The sequence below is a fragment of the Pseudomonas lundensis genome, assembly GCF_015377145.2.
Lineage (GTDB): Bacteria > Pseudomonadota > Gammaproteobacteria > Pseudomonadales > Pseudomonadaceae > Aquipseudomonas > Aquipseudomonas lundensis.
In genome coordinates this window covers 194,940-216,431 of record NZ_CP062158.2, presented here as the reverse complement: position 1 = coordinate 216,431, position 21,492 = coordinate 194,940, and the positions used below count along the sequence as shown (strand labels likewise).

Below are 21,492 nucleotides of genomic sequence, written 5' to 3'. Positions count from 1 at the left end.
GATTTAATTGCCGAGGGGTGCGGCAAAATTACGCATGAAACGATTCACCTAGGTCATTGGCCTGTTAGAATTTGTAACCAATGTTTGCCTGCGCGTTCTTTTTCCCGGTCGAAGCCGACCCGTGCCGCCTGCCAAAACGAAAAGCTGCCGCTGAGCAGCTGTCATCCGTGAATGCCTGATGAGGTGCCTCATGTCTGAACAAGACAACCCGCGGCGTGAGTTTCTGCGCAAAACCCTGACCCTGATTCCCGTGGTGACTGTCGCCAGCACCAGCCTTGGCGGCTCAGTGCTGATGGCCTCGGCCAGCGTCGATGCCAACGCCGCGGCTCGCGAAGGGCGATCGCCCGCGCCGGCTGCCGGCAATGCGTACGAACCCACCTACTTCACCGCCCAAGAGTGGGCATTTGTGCAGGCCGCCGTGGCGCGCTTGATTCCAGCCGACGAACAAGGCCCCGGCGCTCTGGAAGCCGGTGTACCGGAATACATCGACCGCCAGATGAACACGCCTTACGCCAGCGGCGCGCTGTGGTTCATGCAAGGCCCGTTCAATGCTGATGCCCCGGCCGAGATGGGCTGGCAGAGCAAACTGGTCCCCAATCAGATTTATCGCCTGGGCATTGCTGCCACGGACGAGCACTGCAAAAAGGTCTACGGCTCTGTATTTGCTGGGCTAGACAGCGCTATCCGAGACATCGTGCTCTCGCAGCTGGAAGCAGGCACCCCGCAATTGGAGAGTGTCCCGGCGAAGATGTTCTTCAGTTTGCTGCTGCAAAACACCAAGGAAGGGTTCTTCTGCGACCCGATTCACGGTGGCAATAAAGGCATGGTCGGCTGGACCCTGATCGGCTTCCCCGGCGCCCGCGCCGACTTCATGGACTGGGTAGAACGCAATGAGCAGTACCCCTTCCCGGCAGTATCGATCCGCGGCGAGAGGGCCTGAGCATGACCGTTATGAAAAAAGTGGACGCCGTGATTGTAGGTTTCGGCTGGACAGGCGCGATCATGGCCAAGGAGCTGACCGAAGCGGGACTGAACGTGGTAGCCCTTGAGCGCGGCCCGATGCAGGACACGTACCCGGATGGCAATTACCCGCAGGTCATCGACGAACTCACCTACAGCGTGCGCAAAAAGCTCTTCCAGGATGTGTCGAAAGAAACCGTCACCATCCGCCATAGCGTGAACGACGTCGCACTGCCGAACCGCCAGTTGGGTGCCTTCCTGCCCGGCAACGGGGTGGGCGGTGCCGGTTTGCACTGGTCAGGCGTGCATTTCCGTGTCGACCCGATCGAACTGCGCCTGCGCAGCCATTACGAAGAGCGTTACGGCAAACACTTCATCCCCAAGGACATGACCATCCAGGACTTCGGCGTGAGCTATGAAGAACTGGAGCCGTTTTTCGATTACGCCGAAAAAGTCTTCGGCACCTCGGGACAGGCCTGGACCGTCAACGGGCAGTTAGTGGGTGAAGGCAAGGGCGGCAACCCGTATGCGCCGGATCGCTCAAATCACTTCCCGCTGGAATCGCAGAAAAACACCGTTTCTGCACAACTGTTTCAGAAAGCCGCCAATGAAGTGGGCTACAAACCCTACAACCTGCCTTCAGCCAACACCTCGGGGCCGTACACCAACCCCTATGGCGCGCAGATGGGGCCGTGCAACTTCTGCGGCTTTTGCAGCGGCTATGTCTGCTACATGTATTCCAAAGCCTCGCCCAACGTGAACATCCTGCCCGCGCTCAAGCAGGTGCCCAACTTTGAACTGCGCCCCAACGCGCACGTGATTCGCGTCAACCTCGACAGCGACAAAACCAAAGCCACGGGCGTTACCTACATCGACGCCCTGGGCCGCGAAATCGAACAGCCCGCCGACCTGGTGATTCTGGGCGCGTTCCAGTTCCACAACGTGCGTTTGATGCTGCTCTCGGGCATCGGCAAACCTTACGACCCGATCACCAATGAAGGTGTGGTGGGTCGTAACTTTGCCTACCAGAACATGGGCACCATCAAGGCGTACTTCGACAAAGACGTGCACACCAACAACTTCATCGGTGCGGGCGGCAATGGCGTGGCGATTGATGACTTCAACGCCGACAACTTCGATCACGGGCCGCACGGTTTCGTGGGTGGCTCCCCCATGTGGGTCAACCAGGCCGGGAGCCGTCCGATTGCCGGCACGTCCAACCCGCCGGGCACCCCGGCGTGGGGCAGCGCGTGGAAGAAAGCCACCGCCGATTACTACACCCACCAAGTGTCCATGGATGCTCACGGTGCGCATCAGTCTTACCGTGGCAACTATCTGGATCTCGACCCGGTTTATCGCGATGCCTACGGCCAGCCCTTGCTGCGTATGACATTCGACTGGCAAGAAAACGACATCAAGATGAACCGTTTCATGATGGAAAAAATGGGCAAGATCGCCCAGGCAATGAACCCGAAGGCCATCGCCCTGCTGGGCAAAAAAGTCGGTGACCACTTCAACACGGCGTCCTATCAGACCACCCACCTTAACGGTGGCGCGATCATGGGCACCGACCCGAAAACCAGTGCGCTGAACCGCTATTTGCAGAGCTGGGATGTGCATAACGTGTTCGTACCGGGCGCGTCAGCCTTCCCGCAGGGCTTGGGCTACAACCCGACCGGGCTGGTAGCGGCACTGACCTACTGGTCGGCGCGGGCCATTCGCGAGCAGTACCTGAAAAACCCCGGCCCGCTGGTTCAGGCATAAGGAGCGATGACCATGAAAGCACTTGTTATCGCAACCTTCGGGCTGCTGGGCAGCGTCTCGGCCATGGCCGCCGGGGCAGATCCGCAGGCCTTGATCCGGCAGGGCGAGTATCTGGCGCGCGCCGGGGACTGCGTGGCCTGCCATACCGCCAAGGACGGCAAGCCGTTCGCGGGCGGCCTGCCGATGGAAACCCCGATTGGCACGATCTACTCGACCAACATCACGCCAGACAAAAGCGGCATCGGCGATTACAGCTTTGAGGATTTCGACAACGCCGTGCGCCATGGCATTGCGCAAAACGGCAGTACCCTGTACCCGGCGATGCCCTACCCGTCCTACGCCCGGGTGAATCAGGCAGACATGCACGCGTTGTATGCCTACTTCATGAAAGGCGTGGCGCCCGTCAAGCACGCGAACAAACCGGTGGATATCCCGTGGCCCATGAGCATGCGCTGGCCGCTGGCCATGTGGCGCTGGACCTTTGCGCCCGCCGTGCACGATTTCACCCCCGTCGCGGGCCAAGATCCGGTGCTCAGCCGTGGCGCGTACCTGGTGGAAGGCCTGGGCCACTGCGGCGCATGCCACACCCCGCGCGCCCTGACCATGCAGGAAAAAGCATTGAGCGCCACAGACGGCAGCACCTTCCTCTCGGGCAGTGCGCCGCTGGAAGGCTGGATCGCCAAAAACCTGCGCGGCGACCACAAGGACGGCCTTGGCAGCTGGGACGAAACGCAGTTGGTGCAGTTCCTGAAAACCGGGCGCAGTGATCGCAGTGCGGTGTTTGGCGGGATGAGTGACGTGATCGTTCACAGCATGCAGTACATGTCTGATGCCGACCTGACGGCAATCGCACGTTACTTGAAGTCTTTGCCTGCGGTGGATTCAACCGATAAACCCCACCAGTACGACCCGGCCGTGGCCGACGCACTGTGGAACGGCGACGACAGCAAACGCGGTGCGGCGGTCTACATCGACAACTGCGCCGCGTGCCATCGCACCGATGGTCATGGCTATACCCGCGTGTTCCCGGCGCTGGCGGGCAACCCGGTGTTGCAGTCCGAAGACCCGACCTCGTTGATCCATATCGTGCTCAAGGGCGGGACACTCCCGGCGACACACACCGCGCCGTCGACCTTCACCATGCCCGCCTTCGACTGGCGCTTGTCGGATCAGGAAGTGGCCGATGTGGTCAATTTCATCCGCACTAGTTGGGGCAACAGAGGGGCGGACGTCAACGCGTCTGATGTGAAAAGCATGCGCGACTCATCCACACACCCATGATGTATCGGGCGCCACGGCCGCTGCCGAGCAGCGGCCGCAGGGCGCCTGTCTCTCGGCCACCTGCCCTCTCTGTGCCAGAGCGGCCCACCGGCCTTCGCCCCGGATGCCATCTAAGCCCGTTCGGCGTGGGCATGCCTGCGATTAATCGCGCGCTGATAATGTCTAGCTGATCAACCAATCCCTTAGAAATGAGAGCCTTTGGGAAAAGTCCTATTTACGTCCAATGATCGTCGCTCCAATGTGCTGCCTACGCATTAGATCTTCTCACTTATTGCCATCCGACATTAAGGCGTGCATAGGGCAGAAGACTTCTCCCACCTATCGAGTGGATCCTAAGGCGTGGCGCTGCCTGATGGCTGCTCAGTGCCACGCTGTTCAAATGATGTCGAAACTGACGGTTAATTAAAGGGCGGAGTCAGCTTGGCTTAGGCTAGGTGAAATGGAGAAAAATCAATGACTCATGGTTATTTCATTGGTCTGGGCGACAAAACTACCTGCGGCGGGGAAGTGTTGGATGGTGATGACAGAGTCAACATCTTTGGACTTCTTCATGCTTGCGCAGGCGATCGGGTCACTTGTGGCAAGGACGGTAAAACTTATCGGATCGTCGGCGGCATTTCGCACATGGAAAGCCATGGCAGGCTTATGGCCGGCACGCTCGATAGCCTCAGCGATTGCCCCTGCAGAGCCCAACTGATTCCTTCGGCCTATATGGCCACCTATCAAAATCAGGTACGTCCTACAGCACGAACCACTACGGCAGTTAATCAGCCATCAACGCCTGCCTTAACTAGCCACACGGCAACTTCAGGTCAAGCAAGCGTAACCCGCACCTTATTAGACAAAACGCCGGAGCAAGTTACTTGTAATCACCCAGACATGTTGGAGCAGGTGGCCATCTATATCGCCGAAGAGATGAACCGCAACATCACACACCCATCCGTATTGAAAATGAAGAAGCTAACCAGCTTTGACGCGACAGCGAAAAATGCCCTGTTTCAAAAGCTCCCCTGGTATGCACGACTTTCCCCACCTGATTTCCAGGCAATAGAGCGTGGTAACACTGCTGTTGCGATGGCCCTGTGGGCTGAGCGGGTTGGTCAACATAGGCCATGGGATCACAAGGTGACAATTGGACAGCAGTTCGGCGGGCCTTGGCAGAAGCAAGGCGACGTTGACTACTTCTACGACATCTGGTCCAACATCCACTATGGCTACGTAGGGCGCGTTGGTGGTCTTTCAGAAAGTGCTCTTCTGGACGGCGCTGGGCTTGAACAGATTGCATCAGATGCTATTCGAAAAGCTCAGAAGTGGGACGAACGAAAAGGGCCTCACCGCTCAGCCAACATTGAAGGAATGCGAGCTTGGGATGACATCGGCGACCGAGTCTCTATCAGCATTGGTGTCAACCTGCACAAGAAGCGCCCTTACGGCGGGATTACGGCAAAGATGCTAATGGACGAAGTTTTAGCTTTACCACGTTCGAGCTGGGGAGATGGCATACGTGAACACGTCTGCAAATAAACCGAAACGGCATTTCCGGCGGTGGGTGATGGCGCTATTACTCGCCCCCCTCATCTTTTGGTATGTCGCCACACCCCAAGTAAGCTTCCATTTCTCAGACAAGGGACAGGGGCGTCTCGGTTACATTTTGAATGTTCAGCACGACCTCTCAAAAGGTGAGATCTACCCGGGTCAAACCACGGGTGGCGCAGGACACATCTTCCCGAACAGCCAATTTTTTATGGAGTTCGATTGGAACAACGGGGGGAAATCGCACTGCATCCGGGTTAAACCGAAGTGGCCGAAGACCGATGTCTATATCGGGGAAAAGGGGGCTATCGATAGCCGAACGGATGGCAAGCTCATTGAAGCATGCGGGCCACTGCCCAAATAGAACACGCCGAGAACCTGGTCTTTCGTATGACGTGATGACGCAGTATCCGATCTATACGCACCCGCTCTAACGTCAATAAACGGCGTTGGCGATCGATCTTCCTTCACGTTTTCCAGCCCCTTCTGACCGCCACTGTTCTCAACGAACCCGCCAACCTTCAGCCCGTATCAGCAGGGGCAAGAGCAGTTGAGGCGTTCCAGCAAAAGCTAATTGATCAAATGGCGGCCACTGCAGGTCTAACCACTATGATTGATTGCAACATCGTATGTCCCGCTTTCAATCCCTGACAGCAACTCGTTGCCGTTCGTGATCAGGGTTGAGGCCTGCATGCTGCGCTTGCGCCAACCGTTGGCCCGGCTCAACCTCAAACCCGGTCGGGTGCCCGGCGTGCCTGTAGATTCAGGGCGGCGTGTCTGCGTCGAGGGCGGTGTGCGATTCGCATCGGTGGCTAACGTCATCGATCAACGCGGCGTGAGCCAAAGGGCTTATCCGTGGCAATAACAGCAACAGGCCTGGCAGAAAGCGCAGGGTCACTGGGTTGAGCAGGATGCAAGCGATTCGCAATAAAGGTTCGCTTTGCTTTATGTTGGTCCGCTGCGGGTTGGACAGCACTGCGACTGGACGTTGTCTTAACCCCATGAATTTTGTGAAAAACGGAGAAAAAAATGAAAAGTTTACTGTCTCGCGCTGCACTGGCTTCAGTTCTGATGGGCGCTTCGGTCATGGCCATGGCGGCCACCCCGGCACCCGAAGGCGCAAAAGTTTCGATCATTTCCCCGGCTGACGGCGCCACAGTGGATAAAACCTTTACGGTCAAATTCGGCGTTGAAGGCATCCAACTGGCACCTGCTGGCGACCAGACGCCGAACACCGGCCATCATCACCTGCTGATCGACGTTGACCAGCCCATTGCTGCGGGCCAAGTGATCCCGGCAGACGCCAACCACGTGCATTTCGGCAAGGCGCAGACTGAAGCTGAAGTCACCCTCGCGCCCGGCAAGCACACCTTGCAGCTGGAGTTGGCAGACAAGAACCACATGACCTTCGAACCGGTGATCGTGTCGAAGAAGATCACGGTCAACGTGAAGTAACTTTACGGGCGGCACAAAAAAGGAGACCCGAAGGTCTCCTTTTTAGTAGCGCGACTTAGAACAGTACGCGGCAACGGATGGTGCCGGTGATGCTTTGCAGCTTCTCTTGCGCCAGGTCCGAGGACTCGGCGTCGACGTCGATCACCACGTAGCCAACTTTCTCGTTGGTTTGCAGGAACTGGCCGGAAATGTTGATGCCGTTTTCTGCAAAGACCTTGTTGATCTCGCTCATCACACCGGGAATGTTCTGGTGGATGTGCAGCAAACGGTGCTTGCCCGGGTGAGCCGGCAATGCCACTTCGGGGAAGTTGACGGAAGACACCGACGTACCGTTGTCGCTGTACTTGACCAGCTTCTCTGCCACTTCCAGACCGATGTTGGCTTGCGCTTCAGCGGTAGAACCGCCGATGTGCGGGGTCAGGATCACGTTGTCCAGACCACGCAGCGGGCTTTCGAACTCTTCGTCGTTGGAACGCGGCTCGACCGGGAACACGTCGATGGCGGCGCCGATCAGGTGTTTGTCCTTGATCGCGTCAGCCAGGGCGTCCAGCTCGACCACGGTGCCACGTGCGGCGTTGATCAGAATGCCGCCCTTTTTGATGGCGCGGATTTCTTTCTCACCGATCATCCACTGAGTGGCGGCGGTTTCAGGCACGTGCAGGGTCACGATGTCGGACATGCCCAGCAGTTCGTGCAGGTTGCCCACTTGCGTGGCGTTACCCAACGGCAGCTTGGTCACGGTGTCGTAGAAGAACACCTGCATGCCCAAGCCTTCAGCCAGTACCGACAGCTGTGTGCCGATCGAACCATAACCGACGATACCCAGCTTTTTGCCGCGAATTTCGAAGGAGTTGGCAGCGCTTTTGATCCAACCACCACGATGGCAGGAAGCGTTTTTCTCAGGGATGCCACGCAGCAACAGGATCGCTTCAGCCAACACCAACTCGGCCACCGAACGGGTGTTGGAGTAAGGGGCGTTGAAAACAGCGATACCGCGTTCGCGAGCAGCGTTGAGGTCGACCTGGTTGGTACCGATGCAGAAACAGCCAACAGCCACCAACTTCTTGGCGCAATCGAACACTTCTTCGGTCAGTTGAGTGCGAGAACGGATGCCGATGAAATGGGCATCAGCGATCTTTTCCTTCAGCTGATCTTCAGGCAAGGAACTGGTGATGTACTCAATGCTGGTGTACCCGGCGGACTTGAGAACATCAACAGCGGATTGGTGGACGCCTTCCAGAAGAAGGAACTTGATCTTGCTCTTATCGAGAGAAGTCTTGCTCATCTGCGTAAACCTGTGTCCCAGAGAAAAATGGCAGGGAAGTGGACAGCCTGAGCTGACCTGGCCGGCGTGAAGACCGGCACCGAGAATCGTCCTACGGCTCGATTCTACGGGGGGGCCGTATGCTAGCATAAGCGCCCCGCTAAACACCCATTCCTGCGACGTGAAGCGTTCTCAGGATGACCATGAATTGTTCGAGAGTTCTGTTGATGACCCATCCTGCCTTGATTGATGAGCTAAAGACCCTGGTAGAGCCTGGCAAGGTTCTCACCGACGCCGATTCCCTCAATGCTTATGGCAAGGACTGGACCAAGCATTTCGCCCCCGCGCCGCTGGCCATCGTGTTCCCGAAAACCACTGAACAGGTGCAGGCCATCGTGCTGTGGGCCAACGCCCATCACGTCGCGCTGGTGCCGTCGGGCGGCCGTACCGGTTTGTCGGCCGCAGCCGTGGCGGCCAATGGCGAAGTGGTGGTGTCCTTCGACTATATGAACCAGGTGCTGGATATCAACCTGACCGACCGCACCGTGGTGTGCCAGCCGGGCGTGGTCACTGAGCACTTGCAGAACCTCGCTGAAGAACACGGTCTGTATTACCCGGTGGACTTCGCCTCGGCAGGTTCCAGCCAGATTGGTGGCAATATCGGCACCAATGCCGGCGGGATCAAGGTGATTCGCTACGGCATGACCCGCAATTGGGTCGCGGGCATGAAAGTGGTCACCGGCAAGGGCGACATACTCGAACTGAACAAAGACCTGATCAAAAACGCCACCGGTTATGACATGCGCCAGCTGTTCATCGGTGCCGAAGGCACGCTGGGCTTTGTGGTCGAAGCCACCATGCGCCTGGACCGTGCGCCTAAGAACCTGACCGCGATGGTGCTGGGTACGGCCGACTTCGATTCGATCATGCCCGTGCTGCATGCCTTCCAGAGCAAGCTGGACCTGACAGCATTCGAGTTCTTCTCTGACAAGGCTCTGGCCAAGGTCATGGCGCGTGGCGATGTGCCTGCAGCTTTTGACACCGAGTGCCCGTTCTACGCGCTGCTGGAATTCGAAGCGACCACCGAAGAAGTGGCCAATGCCGCGCTGGAAACCTTCGAGCACTGCATGGAACAAGGCTGGGTGCTGGACGGCGTGATGAGCCAGAGCGAAACCCAGTTGCAAAACCTGTGGAAACTGCGCGAGTACATCTCCGAGACCATTTCCCACTGGACACCGTACAAAAACGACATCTCGGTCACGGTTTCAAAAGTCCCGGCGTTCTTGAAAGAAATTGACGCTATCGTCGGCGAACACTACCCGGACTTCGAAATTGTCTGGTTCGGCCACATTGGCGACGGCAACCTGCACTTGAACATCCTCAAGCCTGAAAACCTGAGCAAGGACGAGTTCTTCGCCAAGTGCGCGACCGTCAACAAGTGGGTGTTTGAAACCGTCGAGAAGTACAACGGTTCGATCTCGGCCGAGCACGGCGTGGGCATGACCAAGCGTGATTACCTGACGTACAGCCGCTCGCCGGTGGAAATCGAGTACATGAAGGCCATCAAGGCTGCCTTCGACCCCAACGGCATCATGAACCCGGGCAAGATTTTCGCGATTTAATCAGCGACACCACAGCGGTCGTCGTTGCCGGGCGGTGGTTCACCCACCTGTTTCACTGAAGGCCGCGTGCATTGGGCCTTCAGGGGCAACATCGGCATCGACGCTTTCAGCGAACCCACCAGCGGAGTCGGTCAATGAGCTATCAGCACCAATATGTCGACGGTACGAGGATTCACTTTCCAATCGGAAAAGTGGTGTGCATCGGGCGTAATTACGCCGAGCACGCCAAAGAGCTGGATAACCCGATCCCGACTGAACCCTTGTTGTTCATCAAGCCCGGCAGTTGCGTGGTGCCACTGCAAGGTGGCTTCACTATCCCGACCGAGCGCGGCTCCGTGCATTACGAGGCCGAGATCGCTGTGCTGATCGGCAAGCCGCTGTCCAACCACCCGAGCCCTGAAGAGGTGCTGGACGCCCTCTCCGGTTTTGCTCCGGGCCTGGACCTGACCCTGCGCGACAAACAGGCCGAGCTGAAAAGCAAAGGCCTGCCCTGGGAGATCGCCAAATCATTCGACGGCGCCTGCGTGCTGGCCCCGTTCGTACAAAGCAGCGCGTTCAAGGATCTGGCTGACATTGGCATTCGCCTGACCATCAACGGCGAAGTCCGCCAGGACGGCAACAGCGCCCTGATGCTCAACCCGATTGTGCCGATGATTCAGCACATGGCCTCGTGCTTCTCGCTGCAAGCGGGCGACGTCATCATGACCGGCACGCCGGTTGGGGTAGGTCCGTTGAATGTCGGGGATGAGATCGTGCTGGAACTGCCAGGCGCCAGCCGCTTCGAAAGCCGCGTGAACTGAGTCAGGGTCATAAGCCTCCTGGCCCATCAGCGCCCCTGCTCAGGGGCGCACAATCTCTCAGGCGCCAGCAGTACTTAAACGTTATTCTGTCGAGGATTTTTCCTATACAGAATGTGAACCCGCCGCATGCCAAACTGGAACCACTACTTACAGCGCGTCATTGAATTGATGAAGCGCTATCCGGGGCTGATTGCGCTGTTCGGCTTCTGCTCGGGTGTGGGCAGTTTCATTCTGGTTGATCGCCAGCAAGGCATGGCCCGCTGGATCGCGGTGATTTTGCTGGTGAGCTGGGTCTGGCTGATGCTGGAAAACACCTTCACGCAGCTGTTTATGCGGGTGTTCAAACGCGAAATCCCCCCGCCGCTGCTGCGTTACGCCACGCAGATGATCCATCAGGAAAGCCTGTTTTTCGTCTTGCCGTTTTTCTTTGTCACCACCACCTGGAACAGTGGCCAGCTGGTGTTCACCGGGCTGCTCGGTGCAACTGCGCTGGTGACCATCACCGACCCGCTCTATTACAAATGGTTGGCGCCCAAGCGCTGGCTGTTTTTGGCCGTTCACACGCTGGCGCTGTTCGCGGCGCTGCTGACCGCACTGCCGATCATCCTCAACCTCACCACTTCGCAAAGCTACATGCTGGCGCTGGGTGCCGCTGTGGTGCTGTCCATCCCCAGCCTGGCCGTGAGTTTGCCGCTCAAGACCATGCGCGGCTGGCTGTTGCTGCCGTTGATGGTCATTGCCCTCGGCGGCACGGGGTGGCTGCTGCGTTCATGGGTGCCGCCCGCCACCTTGTGGATGACGGAAGTGGCCGTGACCACGCAATTACAAGACCGCACGCCGGGCGAGAGCCTCAAGCGCATCGACGTCAATGAGCTGCGTGCGCGGGGTCTGTACGCCTACACCGCGATCAATGCGCCACGGGGCTTGAATGAACGGATTTATCACGTGTGGAAGCTCAACGGCCAGGAAGTGGACCGCATCGCGCTGGACATCAAAGGCGGACGCCAGGAAGGCTACCGCGCCTGGACCCACAAACAGAACTTCCCGCCCAATCCTGTCGGCCGCTGGCAAGTGCGGGTGTTGACGGAAGACGGGCAAATGATTGGCGTGCTGCGCTTCCGGGTTACCGACGCAGATCAATCGTCTTCGGCGTCCCGTCAGGCAAACTGACCGGATTGTGCTATTACCTATGGTCTACGTATTCGCGAACCGAGCTTGGAGCCGACGATTATTACTGCTAAGGCTGGCGACGCCCAATTAGACACTTCGAGTAAACCGGCCCGGCTCCACATCAGTGGCGACTGGACGCTGGCCAATTACGCACGCCTCAAGCAACTCAACGCGCAGTTGGCTGGCAAGTACGACGACAGCACCCACGTTGACCTCGATGACGTGACCCGCCTCGATACGGCAGGCGCTTCGCTGCTGGTCGAGCTGCTGGGCGCCGAACGTGTCAGCCAACTGGCCGACACCACCTCCAGACTCCCTGCTGCCGACCGTGCCTTGTTGCAAACGGTCTATTCCTCGATGCGCGACTTCTGCGTGCCGACCAAGGCCCCCGAGGAGAACACCGGCATTCAGGTGCTTAGCCGCATTGGCTGCGCCGTCGACAAGCTGTGGCAAGACTCGCTGAAACTGCTGGGGTTCATCGGCCTGATCCTGCAAACCCTGGCCCGTAACCTGTTTCGCCCCAAGCAATGGCGCATCACCCCGGTGGTGGCGCATATCGAACAGATCGGTTTGAACGCGGCCCCGATTGTGGTGTTGCTGACCTTCATGGTGGGCGCGGTGGTGGCGTTCCTTGGCGCGACGGTGCTGGCCAACTTCGGCGCGGGTATTTTCACCGTCGATCTGGTGGCGTTTTCCTTCTTGCGGGAATTTGGCGTGTTGTTGACCGCCATCCTGCTCGCCGGCCGCACCGCGAGTGCGTTCACGGCACAAATCGGTTCGATGAAAGCCAACGAAGAGATCGACGCCATCCGCACCCTGGGCCTCGACCCCATGGATTTGCTGGTGTTGCCGCGCGTCCTGGCGCTGCTGATCGCGCTGCCGCTGCTCACGTTCCTGGCCATGATGGCCGGGATTCTGGGCGGCGCCGTGGTGTGCATCGTGTCGCTGGGCATCTCGCCCGACATGTTCATCTCGCTGCTGCACTCGGACATCGGCGTGCAGCACTTTTTGGTGGGCATGGTCAAAGCGCCCTTTTTCGCCTTCCTGATCGCCGCCGTTGGCTGCCTTGAAGGCTTCAAGGTGGCGGGCAGTGCTGAATCGGTGGGCGAACACACGACCTCCAGCGTGGTGCAGTCGATCTTTATCGTGATCGTGCTCGATGCCGTGGCGGCGCTGTTTTTCATGGAGATGGGCTGGTGAGTGCTTCTGTGCCAAACGACCGCGAGGCGGTGATTGAAGTGCGCGGCCTGTGCAATCGCTTCGGCAGCCAGACCGTGCACGAGCACCTCGATCTGGATGTGTACAAGGGCGAGATATTGGGGGTGGTGGGCGGCTCGGGCACGGGTAAATCCGTGCTGTTACGCAGCATTGTCGGCCTGCGGCGGCCCAATGAAGGTGAAGTCCGCGTGTTCGGTCAAGACTTGATGAGTTTGCCGGAAGAACAGCGCTCACGGGTCGAACGACGCTTTGGCGTGCTGTTTCAACAAGGCGCGCTGTTTTCATCGCTGACAGTGACCGAAAACATTGCCTTGCCACTGATCGAACACGCAGGCCTGAGCCGCCCGGACGCCGAGCATCTGGCGCTGGTGAAACTGGCCCTGGCCGGGCTGCCGCTGTCGTCGGCCGATAAGTACCCGTCGTCGCTGTCCGGCGGCATGGTCAAGCGGGCCGCGCTGGCCCGTGCCCTGGCGCTGGACCCGGACATCCTGTTTCTCGACGAGCCGACTGCCGGGCTCGACCCGATTGGGGCGGCGGCGTTCGACCAATTGATTCTGACCCTGCGCGATGCGCTAGGTTTGAGCGTGTTCCTGGTCACCCACGACCTCGATACGCTTTACACCATCACCGACCGGGTGGCGGTGCTGTCACAGAAACGCGTGTTGGTGGCCGAACCGATCAAGCAGGTCGAAGACTACGACGACCCGTGGATTCATGAGTATTTCCATGGCCCTCGTGGCCGCGCCGCGTACGAAGCGGCAACCCAGCGTAAGGAGCAATGACATGGAAACCCGCGCCCATCATGTATTGATTGGCTTGTTCACCGTGCTGGTCATCGTCGGTGCCATGCTGTTTGGGCTGTGGTTGGCCAAGGCCAGCATGGACAGCACCTTCAAAGACTACGAAGTGGTGTTCAACGAGGCTGTCAGCGGTTTGTCCAAGGGCAGCTCGGTGCAATACAACGGGATCAAGGTCGGTGATGTGATTGAGTTGCGGCTCGACGACAAGGACCCGCGCCGAGTGCTGGCGCGCATCCGCCTCGCGGCCAATACCCCGGTCAAAGTCGACACCAAGGCCAAACTGGCGCTGACCGGTGTGACGGGCACGTCCATCATCCAGCTCAGCGGCGGCGACCCGAACAGCCCGCCACTCAAAGGCAAAGACGGCAAATTGCCGGAAATCGTGGCCTCGCCCTCGCCTATCGCGCGCCTGCTGACCGACGGCTCGGACGTGATGGCCAACGTCAACATGCTGCTGCACAACGCCAATCGACTGTTCTCCCATGAAAACGTCGACCGCGTGGGTAAAACCCTGAACAACCTTGAGCAAACCACCAACGCCATTGCCGGCCAGCGCGGGGATATCTCCCAGACGCTTAAGCAACTGGCGCAGGTCGGCAAACAGGCGAGTATCACGCTGGAGCAAACCACGGCGCTGATGCGCAATGCCAATGGCCTGCTCAACACCCAGGGCAAGCAGATGTTCGGCAGCGCCGAGCAGGCGATGCAGTCGCTGGAGCAAAGCGCGGCCACCATCAACACCTTGCTCAGCAATAACGAAGAGTCGCTGAACAACGGCATGCAAGGCCTCAATCAACTGGGCCCGGCCGTCAATGAGCTGCGCGAAACCCTGAGCACGCTGCGCGGCATTTCGCGGCGGCTTGAGGCCAATCCAAGCGGTTACTTGCTGGGCCGCGAACAGAACAAGGAATTCACGCCATGAGTCGCACGTATCGCCTGGCAGGTTCAATCGTATTGGCCGCAAGCCTGAGCCTGCTCAGCGCTTGCTCGATCTTGCCCAAGCCCGAGCAAGTGGACGTGTACTGGTTGCCCTATGCGCAAACGCCGGTGGCTGCCAGCCGCAGCGCGCCGGTGACATGGTCGCTGCGGCTCGACAAGCCGATGGCCAGCAATGCACTGAACAGCCAGAACATCGCCGTCGTGCCGCAAGGCAACCTGATCAGCAACTACAAAGGCGCACGTTGGAGCGACCCGGCGCCGGTCCTGTTGCGTAATCGCTTGCTGGACGCGTTCTTGCAGGACGGGCGGATTCAGGGGTTGAGCACGGACGACAGCAACCTGCAGGCGGACTACGAATTGGGCGGCGAGTTATTGGCCTTTCAGACCCATTACAACGGCAAAAACCCTGAAGTGCTGGTTCAGTACAACGCGCGTCTGGTGCGCACCAGCGACCAACGGGTGATCGCGTCTCGCCGCTTTGAAACGCGCCAGCCCCTGAGTAATCCGATGGTGCCAGGCGTGGTGGCAGGGTTTGGCCAAGCAACCGATGCACTGATGCCTCAAGTGGTGCAGTGGGTAATGCAACAGGGCCAGGCGCAACGCGTCATCGCCCCTTAGTCGACAACGCAAGCGCGCCCCTGGCTGGACATTACCGGGGGACGCGGCGACGACAGCCCGTTGGCCTTAACCGAAGAACCAGTAACACACACCAATGGCCGCCACTACGCCCGAGAACTCCGCCAGCAACGCGCAACCCACGGCGTGGCGGGCGCGCTGGATACCGACCGCACCGAAGTACACCGCCAGTACATAGAACGTCGTTTCGGTACTGCCCTGCACCGTCGCCGCCACCAGCGCCGGGAAGCTGTCGACCCCCTGGCTCTGCATGGTTTCGATCAACAACGCCCGCGCCGCACTGCCCGAGAAGGGCTTGACCATCGCGGTGGGCAGGGCGTCGACAAAACGCGTGTCCCAACCCAGCCATTGCACCGCATGGCGAATACCGTCCAGGCCGAAGTCCAACGCCCCCGAAGCCCGCAGCACGCCGACGGCACAGAGCATGGCCACCAAGTAGGGAAGCAGGTTCTTGGCCACGTCGAAGCCTTCTTTGGCGCCTTCGACAAACGCCTCATACACCTTGACCTTACGCAGCGCGCCGATAATCAAAAAGATCATGATCAGCCCGAAGAGGGTCAGGTTGCCAAGGAGGGACGACAAACTGGCCAGCGCCGTGGCAGACAAGCCTGCCAGCAAGGCCATGAACCCGCCCAGAATCAGCGCGCCCGGTAGCAAGTACGCCAACACGACCGGGTCCCACAGGCGCAAACGCTGCATGAAGGCCACTGAGAGCAGCCCTACGAGGGTTGAAGCGCTGGTTGCCAGCAAGATAGGCAGAAACACCAGCGTCGGGTCAGCAGCGCCCTGCTGGGCGCGGTACATGAAGATGGTGACGGGCAGAAGCGTCAAGGACGAGGCATTGAGCACCAGAAACAGGATTTGCGCATTACTGGCACTGGTCAGGTTGGGGTTGAGCTCTTGCAGGGCGCGCATCGCTTTCAAACCGATCGGCGTCGCAGCGTTGTCCAGGCCCAGTCCGTTGGCGGCGAAGTTCAGGGTAATAAACCCCAGCGCCGGGTGGCCGGGCGGCACTTCGGGCATCAGGCGCTTGAACAACGGCCCCAGCGCCCTGCCCAGCCAGTTCACGATCCCGGCCTTCTCGGCGATGCGCAGAAACCCCAGCCACAGGGTCAGGGTGCCGAACAGCAGAATCATCACCTCAACCGAGAGCTTGGCCATGGCGAAAATGCTTTCGACTATCGCGGCGAAGATCCCGGCATTGCCACCCACTAGCCATTGGGCGAGTGCGGACACGGTCGCGACGACGAAAAAGCTGAGCCATAGGCCGTTAAGCATCAAAAGCACTCCTCAAAGATGCGGCGAATGATAGCGGCCAACCCCCGAAAACAACAAACCCCGGACAAGTCCGGGGTTTGGCGGTTCAAGCATGCGCGGGGCGATTATTCGCCTTTTGGCAGGGCTTGCTTGCTGCGCCAGTGCGGCAGCGAGTTCCAGTAGCGCTGGCCCTTGGCATCGTCGTACATGCCTTCCCAACGCGAGATCACCAGTACCGCCAGGGCGTTACCGATCACGTTCAGGGCCGTACGGGCCATGTCCATGATGCGGTCAACACCGGCGATGAAGGCCAGACCTTCGAGCGGGATACCGACGCTGCCCAGTGTCGCCAGCAGCACCACGAAGGATACGCCCGGCACACCGGCGATGCCTTTGGAGGTCACCATCAGGGTCAGGACCAGCAGCAGTTGCTGGCTGATCGACAGGTCAATGCCGTACAGCTGGGCAATGAAGATCGCCGCGATGCTCTGGTACAGGGTCGAACCGTCGAGGTTGAACGAGTAACCGGTTGGCACCACGAAGCTGCAGATCGCTTTCGGGCAACCGTAGGCTTCCATTTTCTCGATCACACGCGGCAACACGGTTTCCGAGCTGGCGGTGGAGTAAGCCAGTACCAGCTCATCCTTGAAGATGCGCATCAGCTTGATGACGGAGAAACCAAACATCTTGGCGATCAGGCCCAGTACCACGAAGCCGAAGAACAGGATGGCGGCGTACACCAGCACCACCAGCTTGGCCAGTGGCAGCAGCGAGGCAAAACCGAAGTTGGCGACGGTCACGGCGATCAGCGCAAACACACCGATTGGCGCGTAGTTCATGATCATGTGAGTCACTTTGAACATCGACTCGGACACGCCCTGGAAGGTTTTCACCAGCGGGTCGCGCAGCTCGGCGTTCAGGCTCGACAAACCAAGACCGAACAGCACCGAGAAGAAGATGATCGGCAGCATTTCACCGCGAGCCATGGCCGCGAAAATGTTCGATGGGATCAGGTTGAGGATGGTTTCGATGAACGCATGTTCGTGCTGAACTTCTGCGGCCGTCGCTTGATATTTGGAGATATCGACCGTGCCCAGGGTGCTCATGTCGATGCCGGCGCCCGGGTGGAACAGGTTGGCCAGTAGCAGGCCGACCACGATCGCGATGGTGGTCACCACCTCGAAGTAGATGATGGTTTTAAGCCCGATGCGACCGAGTTTCTTCGCATCCCCCACGCCTGCAATCCCGACAACCAGTGAAGAAATCACGATTGGGATTACGATCATCTTGATCAGACGGATAAAGATATCGCCAGCGGGTTGCAAGACGTTGCTGATCCACCAGGCCTTTTCAGCACTGAAATGGTTAAGCAGCGCGCCGATTGCAATACCCAGGACCAGACCGATGAGGATCTGCCAGGCGAGGCTCAGTTTTGCCTTCTTCATGTCATTACCCTTACTTCAAGTGGACTCGGGAAGAGGCTCAGACTAGAGCGCCGCGAAGCGCATAAATCCAAAACCTCTCCCCCCGTAGAAGGTCGCCCAAATCGAGCCAATCAGGCTCTTCGGCAGGCGAAAAAAGGCGCAACTATTCCCATGCAAGGGGAAGCCGTCTAATGCCGTAAACGCCTACCCTATGCCGAATCGGCATGGATATTGTCCGACAAGACCTTAAAAGCATGGAGCCGTAAAGACAGAGAATAGACGACATAACCGCCGCATACCGGCTGTTTCAAGGTCTTTTTGTCACCGCGAGGCGAGCAAAAATACGTTCTGACCTCAGAAATATCCGACAACATAAATCGGTTATAGAGAAGTGATCATTTTGCTATTAGTCGATAAAAGGTCGACGTTCGCAAAGGCGCCTCAAGCCACATGTGTTTTGAAAAAAATGAGCCGTGAGAAGGTTTTACGCATAAGAAAGAGATTTTTCAGACGAAAAAAAACCAAGGCATGACCTTGGTTTTTTCACTGATCAACAGCTGAAGAAACTGCCCAACGGGTTAGTACCAGTTAGGGTCTTTCTTCAATTGTTCTTTAAGCAGTGCTTGCATACCGACATCAGGCTGACCCAAGAATCGATAATCGGCATGACGCGTCGGTGACTTGTCTGCCGGCAAACCCGCCGGGACTTCAACCAACATGGCGTAAGCGTCCTTCTTGTCGAGGCTGACCGCCACGATAAGACGCTTGTTCAAGCAGGTTTGGGCGGTTTCGCAAAGCGGGCCGACCAAGTAAGCATCGCCGTCTTCAGTCACCGCATTCATCTGCTCGGCACTGCCCGACAGGTTCATCACCCATTCCGGCAGGCGCTCTTCCTTTTTAACGACCTTTTGCCATGCATCGCGGTAAGCAGGGTCATTTAACAGTTCGTTGGCACGGGTCTGGCCATCGTTAGCGGCCATGACCATGGCGCTGCTGCCCATGAGCAGGGCAGCGGCCATTGCCTTAAAGGATCGGCTAAACATGGTTACCCTCGACCGCGGCGACCGAAGATGAAGGACACGACGAACATCACCAGGAACACGACAAAGAGAATCTTGGCGATACCCGTGGCGGTGCCAGCGATACCACCAAAGCCCAGAACGGCTGCGATGATGGCGATAATCAGAAAGGTAATTGCCCAACTCAACATGGTGATTCTCCTTATTACTGTGGGAAAGCGTGTCTGTATCAATGCAGCCCCCTCAAGCCCGCAAGGGTCTCAAGGTTGTGAACACTTAAAACACCCAACGTTCCTGCGGCACTTCAGTATTTGCGATTTGCGTCTCATCGGCTGCCGTCAGGGCGTAGCCGGCGATCACCTCGGCGCTCGAGCCGATCGCACTGAAGTGCGTCTGCTGGGCGGGTTGGTGCAAAACTGTTTGGGCAGGTGGTGAAACCTGCTCAAAACGCACGAGTTGCTGACCACCGATCAACGTGACCAGAAGCGCCAAGCTGGCGAACAGGCCTTGCTGAAGCTGAAGCGAAGAAACGCGAATGCGGGATAGACCTAGACGATTCATGCTCAGACTCCTGCCACTCGGTGGTCATTGTTGGGTTGAGTCCGCCAGCGTTAACCGCTGCAAGACTGCGTTACAGGGGTTATTGCAGGCGGCATGCCAACTTTTTAACAACCACAAAACCCTTATAAATCAATGATTTATAAGCGATAACAAAATGCGCTAGCGAGCATCCTGCACGATGCACGGAGGTTGGGTCGGGCGTTCTGCACGACGGACTGAGGCCGAGTTCCACTCAGGCCGGGAAGGGATGGCACAATGCAATTGTTTTAGTGAGAGGGGATGACCGGCGTCGGAGCTTAAAATCACGTTAAATCAGTGAGTTACAGCATGCAGGCAAGTGGCTACCCTGCTAGCCTCTGAATCATTCGTGAAAAATCATGCAACTTGCCCGATGATTCCGACACTAACCAACATCACTCACTAAGGAACGTAGGAAATGGAGTCAGCCAAAGAGCACCAAGGCCGCATTCTGCTGGTCGACGATGAGTCCGCCATCCTGCGTACATTCCGCTACTGCCTCGAAGACGAGGGGTACACCGTGGCCACGGCCAACAGTGCCGCCCAGGCCGAAGCCCTGCTGCAACGCCAAGTGTTCGATTTGTGCTTTCTGGACCTGCGCCTGGGCGAAGACAACGGCCTGGATGTGCTGGCCCAAATGCGCGTTCAAGCCCCCTGGATGCGCGTGGTTATCGTCACCGCTCATTCCGCTGTAGACACCGCGGTCGACGCCATTCAAGCAGGCGCGGCAGATTATCTGGTCAAGCCATGCAGCCCGGATCAACTGCGACTGGCCACGGCCAAACAGTTGGAAGTGCGTCAGTTGTCGGCGCGCCTTGAGGCGCTGGAAGGGGAAGTGCGCAAGCCTAAAGACGGCCTGGACTCCCACAGTCCGGCGATGATGGTGGTCCTGGAGACCGCGCGCCAGGTGGCCAGCACCGACGCCAACATCCTGATTCTGGGCGAGTCGGGCACCGGTAAAGGGGAACTGGCGCGTGCCATCCATGGCTGGAGCAAACGGGCGAAGAAGTCTTGCGTCACCATTAACTGCCCGTCATTAACGGCCGAGTTGATGGAAAGCGAGTTGTTCGGCCACACCAAAGGCGCGTTCACCGGCGCCAGCGAAAGCACTCTGGGCCGCGTCAATCAGGCCGACGGCGGGACATTGTTCCTCGATGAAATCGGCGACTTCCCACTGGCGTTACAGCCAAAACTGCTGCGCTTCATTCAAGACAAAGAATATGAGCGCGTCGGTGACCCGGTCACACGCCGGGCTGACGTGCGTATTCTGGCCGCCACCAACCTTAACCTTGAGGACATGGTGCGCGATGGCCGCTTCCGCGAAGACTTGCTCTATCGCCTGAACGTCATCACGTTGCACTTGCCGCCCTTGCGCGAGCGCAGCGAAGACATCCTGACGCTGGCCGACCGCTTTCTGGCGCGTTTCGTCAAAGAGTACGCACGCCCCGCCCGCGGCTTCAGCGAAGAAGCGCGTCAGGCACTGGCCAATTACCGATGGCCTGGCAATATCCGCGAACTGCGTAACGTTGTAGAACGCGCCAGCATCATTTGCCCGCAGGAAGTCGTTGAAGTCAGCCACTTGGGCATGGCCGAGCAAACCACGCCCAACGCCCCGCGTATCGGGGCTGCATTAAGCCTCGACCAGTTGGAGAAAGCGCACATCGGCGCGGTACTGGCCACCAGCGACACCCTCGATCAAGCTGCCAAAACCCTCGGTATTGACGCCTCAACGCTGTATCGCAAACGCAAGCAGTACAACCTGTGAGTAATC

The 21,492-nt window shown here is 58.5% G+C and carries 21 protein-coding genes; 15 read left to right on the top strand and 6 right to left on the bottom strand.

Going from position 1 to position 21,492, the window contains the following annotated elements; translation table 11 throughout:
- Nucleotides 1–190 precede the first annotated feature (190 nt).
- The 7 genes from IF654_RS01255 (at nucleotide 191) to IF654_RS01220 (ending at nucleotide 6,993) form a co-directional block, all read left to right on the top strand.
- Nucleotides 191–940: a gluconate 2-dehydrogenase subunit 3 family protein gene (locus IF654_RS01255; protein WP_094987305.1), complete on the top strand. Its 750-nt coding sequence runs from the start codon at nucleotides 191–193 to the stop codon at nucleotides 938–940.
- A 2-nt stretch (nucleotides 941–942) separates the two neighbouring features.
- Nucleotides 943–2,724, top strand: a complete 1,782-nt coding sequence (locus IF654_RS01250; RefSeq protein ID WP_162493706.1) for a GMC family oxidoreductase — start codon at nucleotides 943–945, stop codon at nucleotides 2,722–2,724.
- Between the two features lie 12 nt (nucleotides 2,725–2,736).
- On the top strand, nucleotides 2,737–4,005 hold the full coding sequence (locus IF654_RS01245) for a c-type cytochrome (RefSeq protein ID WP_047283272.1): 1,269 nt from the start codon (nucleotides 2,737–2,739) through the stop codon (nucleotides 4,003–4,005).
- A 453-nt stretch (nucleotides 4,006–4,458) separates the two neighbouring features.
- Nucleotides 4,459–5,529 carry a polymorphic toxin type 44 domain-containing protein gene (locus IF654_RS01235; protein ID WP_230683749.1) on the top strand — a complete coding sequence of 357 codons (1,071 nt, stop codon included), beginning with the start codon at nucleotides 4,459–4,461 and terminating at the stop codon, nucleotides 5,527–5,529.
- Complete coding sequence (locus IF654_RS01230; RefSeq protein WP_230683748.1) at nucleotides 5,510–5,902, top strand: hypothetical protein; 393 nt, start codon at nucleotides 5,510–5,512, stop codon at nucleotides 5,900–5,902. Before IF654_RS01235 ends, IF654_RS01230 begins: the two co-directional genes overlap by 20 nt.
- Before the next feature lie 327 nt (nucleotides 5,903–6,229).
- Nucleotides 6,230–6,403 (top strand): hypothetical protein, encoded by a 174-nt coding sequence (locus IF654_RS01225; RefSeq protein WP_194862830.1) that lies wholly within the window; start codon nucleotides 6,230–6,232, stop codon nucleotides 6,401–6,403.
- A gap of 164 nt (nucleotides 6,404–6,567) precedes the next feature.
- The gene (locus tag IF654_RS01220; protein ID WP_047278611.1) at nucleotides 6,568–6,993 is read left to right on the top strand and encodes a DUF4399 domain-containing protein; all 426 of its coding nucleotides are present in this window, start codon (nucleotides 6,568–6,570) and stop codon (nucleotides 6,991–6,993) included.
- 55 nt (nucleotides 6,994–7,048) lie between these two features.
- Here the strand turns inward: IF654_RS01220 and serA are convergent, their stop codons facing one another.
- Entirely contained in the window at nucleotides 7,049–8,278 is a 1,230-nt protein-coding gene (gene serA / locus IF654_RS01215; RefSeq protein ID WP_047278613.1) for a phosphoglycerate dehydrogenase, read from the bottom strand.
- A 206-nt stretch (nucleotides 8,279–8,484) separates the two neighbouring features.
- On the opposite strand from serA, the gene IF654_RS01210 reads away from it, so the two are divergent.
- The 7 genes from IF654_RS01210 to IF654_RS01180 all read left to right on the top strand — a co-directional run bounded on the left by IF654_RS01210 (nucleotide 8,485) and on the right by IF654_RS01180 (nucleotide 15,424).
- Complete coding sequence (locus IF654_RS01210; protein ID WP_047278616.1) at nucleotides 8,485–9,879, top strand: FAD-binding oxidoreductase; 1,395 nt, start codon at nucleotides 8,485–8,487, stop codon at nucleotides 9,877–9,879.
- Between the two features lie 134 nt (nucleotides 9,880–10,013).
- Complete coding sequence (locus IF654_RS01205; RefSeq protein ID WP_047278618.1) at nucleotides 10,014–10,679, top strand: fumarylacetoacetate hydrolase family protein; 666 nt, start codon at nucleotides 10,014–10,016, stop codon at nucleotides 10,677–10,679.
- A gap of 126 nt (nucleotides 10,680–10,805) precedes the next feature.
- On the top strand, nucleotides 10,806–11,849 hold the full coding sequence (locus tag IF654_RS01200; protein ID WP_047278620.1) for a DUF5924 family protein: 1,044 nt from the start codon (nucleotides 10,806–10,808) through the stop codon (nucleotides 11,847–11,849).
- A gap of 57 nt (nucleotides 11,850–11,906) precedes the next feature.
- Nucleotides 11,907–13,049, top strand: a complete 1,143-nt coding sequence (locus IF654_RS01195; RefSeq protein ID WP_047279204.1) for an ABC transporter permease — start codon at nucleotides 11,907–11,909, stop codon at nucleotides 13,047–13,049.
- A gap of 8 nt (nucleotides 13,050–13,057) precedes the next feature.
- Nucleotides 13,058–13,849, top strand: coding sequence for an ABC transporter ATP-binding protein (locus IF654_RS01190; protein ID WP_094987348.1), 792 nt, complete (start codon nucleotides 13,058–13,060; stop codon nucleotides 13,847–13,849).
- Between the two features lies 1 nt (nucleotide 13,850).
- Complete coding sequence (locus IF654_RS01185) at nucleotides 13,851–14,789, top strand: MlaD family protein (protein ID WP_047278624.1); 939 nt, start codon at nucleotides 13,851–13,853, stop codon at nucleotides 14,787–14,789.
- Nucleotides 14,786–15,424 carry an ABC-type transport auxiliary lipoprotein family protein gene (locus tag IF654_RS01180; protein ID WP_047281527.1) on the top strand — a complete coding sequence of 213 codons (639 nt, stop codon included), beginning with the start codon at nucleotides 14,786–14,788 and terminating at the stop codon, nucleotides 15,422–15,424. Before IF654_RS01185 ends, IF654_RS01180 begins: the two co-directional genes overlap by 4 nt.
- Nucleotides 15,425–15,490: 66 nt before the next feature.
- On the opposite strand, the gene IF654_RS01175 is transcribed toward IF654_RS01180, so the two are convergent.
- The 5 genes from IF654_RS01175 to IF654_RS01155 form a co-directional block, all read right to left on the bottom strand.
- Nucleotides 15,491–16,720, bottom strand: a complete 1,230-nt coding sequence (locus IF654_RS01175) for a nucleoside recognition domain-containing protein (RefSeq protein WP_194862831.1) — start codon at nucleotides 16,718–16,720, stop codon at nucleotides 15,491–15,493.
- 104 nt (nucleotides 16,721–16,824) lie between these two features.
- Nucleotides 16,825–18,144: a glutamate/aspartate:proton symporter GltP gene (gltP, locus tag IF654_RS01170; protein WP_047278630.1), complete on the bottom strand. Its 1,320-nt coding sequence runs from the start codon at nucleotides 18,142–18,144 to the stop codon at nucleotides 16,825–16,827.
- A gap of 557 nt (nucleotides 18,145–18,701) precedes the next feature.
- Nucleotides 18,702–19,166 (bottom strand): inhibitor of vertebrate lysozyme family protein, encoded by a 465-nt coding sequence (locus IF654_RS01165; protein ID WP_047278632.1) that lies wholly within the window; start codon nucleotides 19,164–19,166, stop codon nucleotides 18,702–18,704.
- Nucleotides 19,167–19,168: 2 nt separating this feature from the next.
- Nucleotides 19,169–19,333, bottom strand: coding sequence for a DUF1328 domain-containing protein (locus tag IF654_RS01160; protein ID WP_019828122.1), 165 nt, complete (start codon nucleotides 19,331–19,333; stop codon nucleotides 19,169–19,171).
- 85 nt (nucleotides 19,334–19,418) lie between these two features.
- Nucleotides 19,419–19,703 (bottom strand): hypothetical protein, encoded by a 285-nt coding sequence (locus tag IF654_RS01155; RefSeq protein ID WP_047278635.1) that lies wholly within the window; start codon nucleotides 19,701–19,703, stop codon nucleotides 19,419–19,421.
- 436 nt (nucleotides 19,704–20,139) lie between these two features.
- Here IF654_RS01155 and algB point away from each other — a divergent pair, with 436 nt between their 5' ends.
- Nucleotides 20,140–21,486 (top strand): sigma-54-dependent response regulator transcription factor AlgB, encoded by a 1,347-nt coding sequence (gene algB / locus IF654_RS01150; RefSeq protein WP_047278637.1) that lies wholly within the window; start codon nucleotides 20,140–20,142, stop codon nucleotides 21,484–21,486.
- Nucleotides 21,487–21,492: the final 6 nt, after the last annotated feature.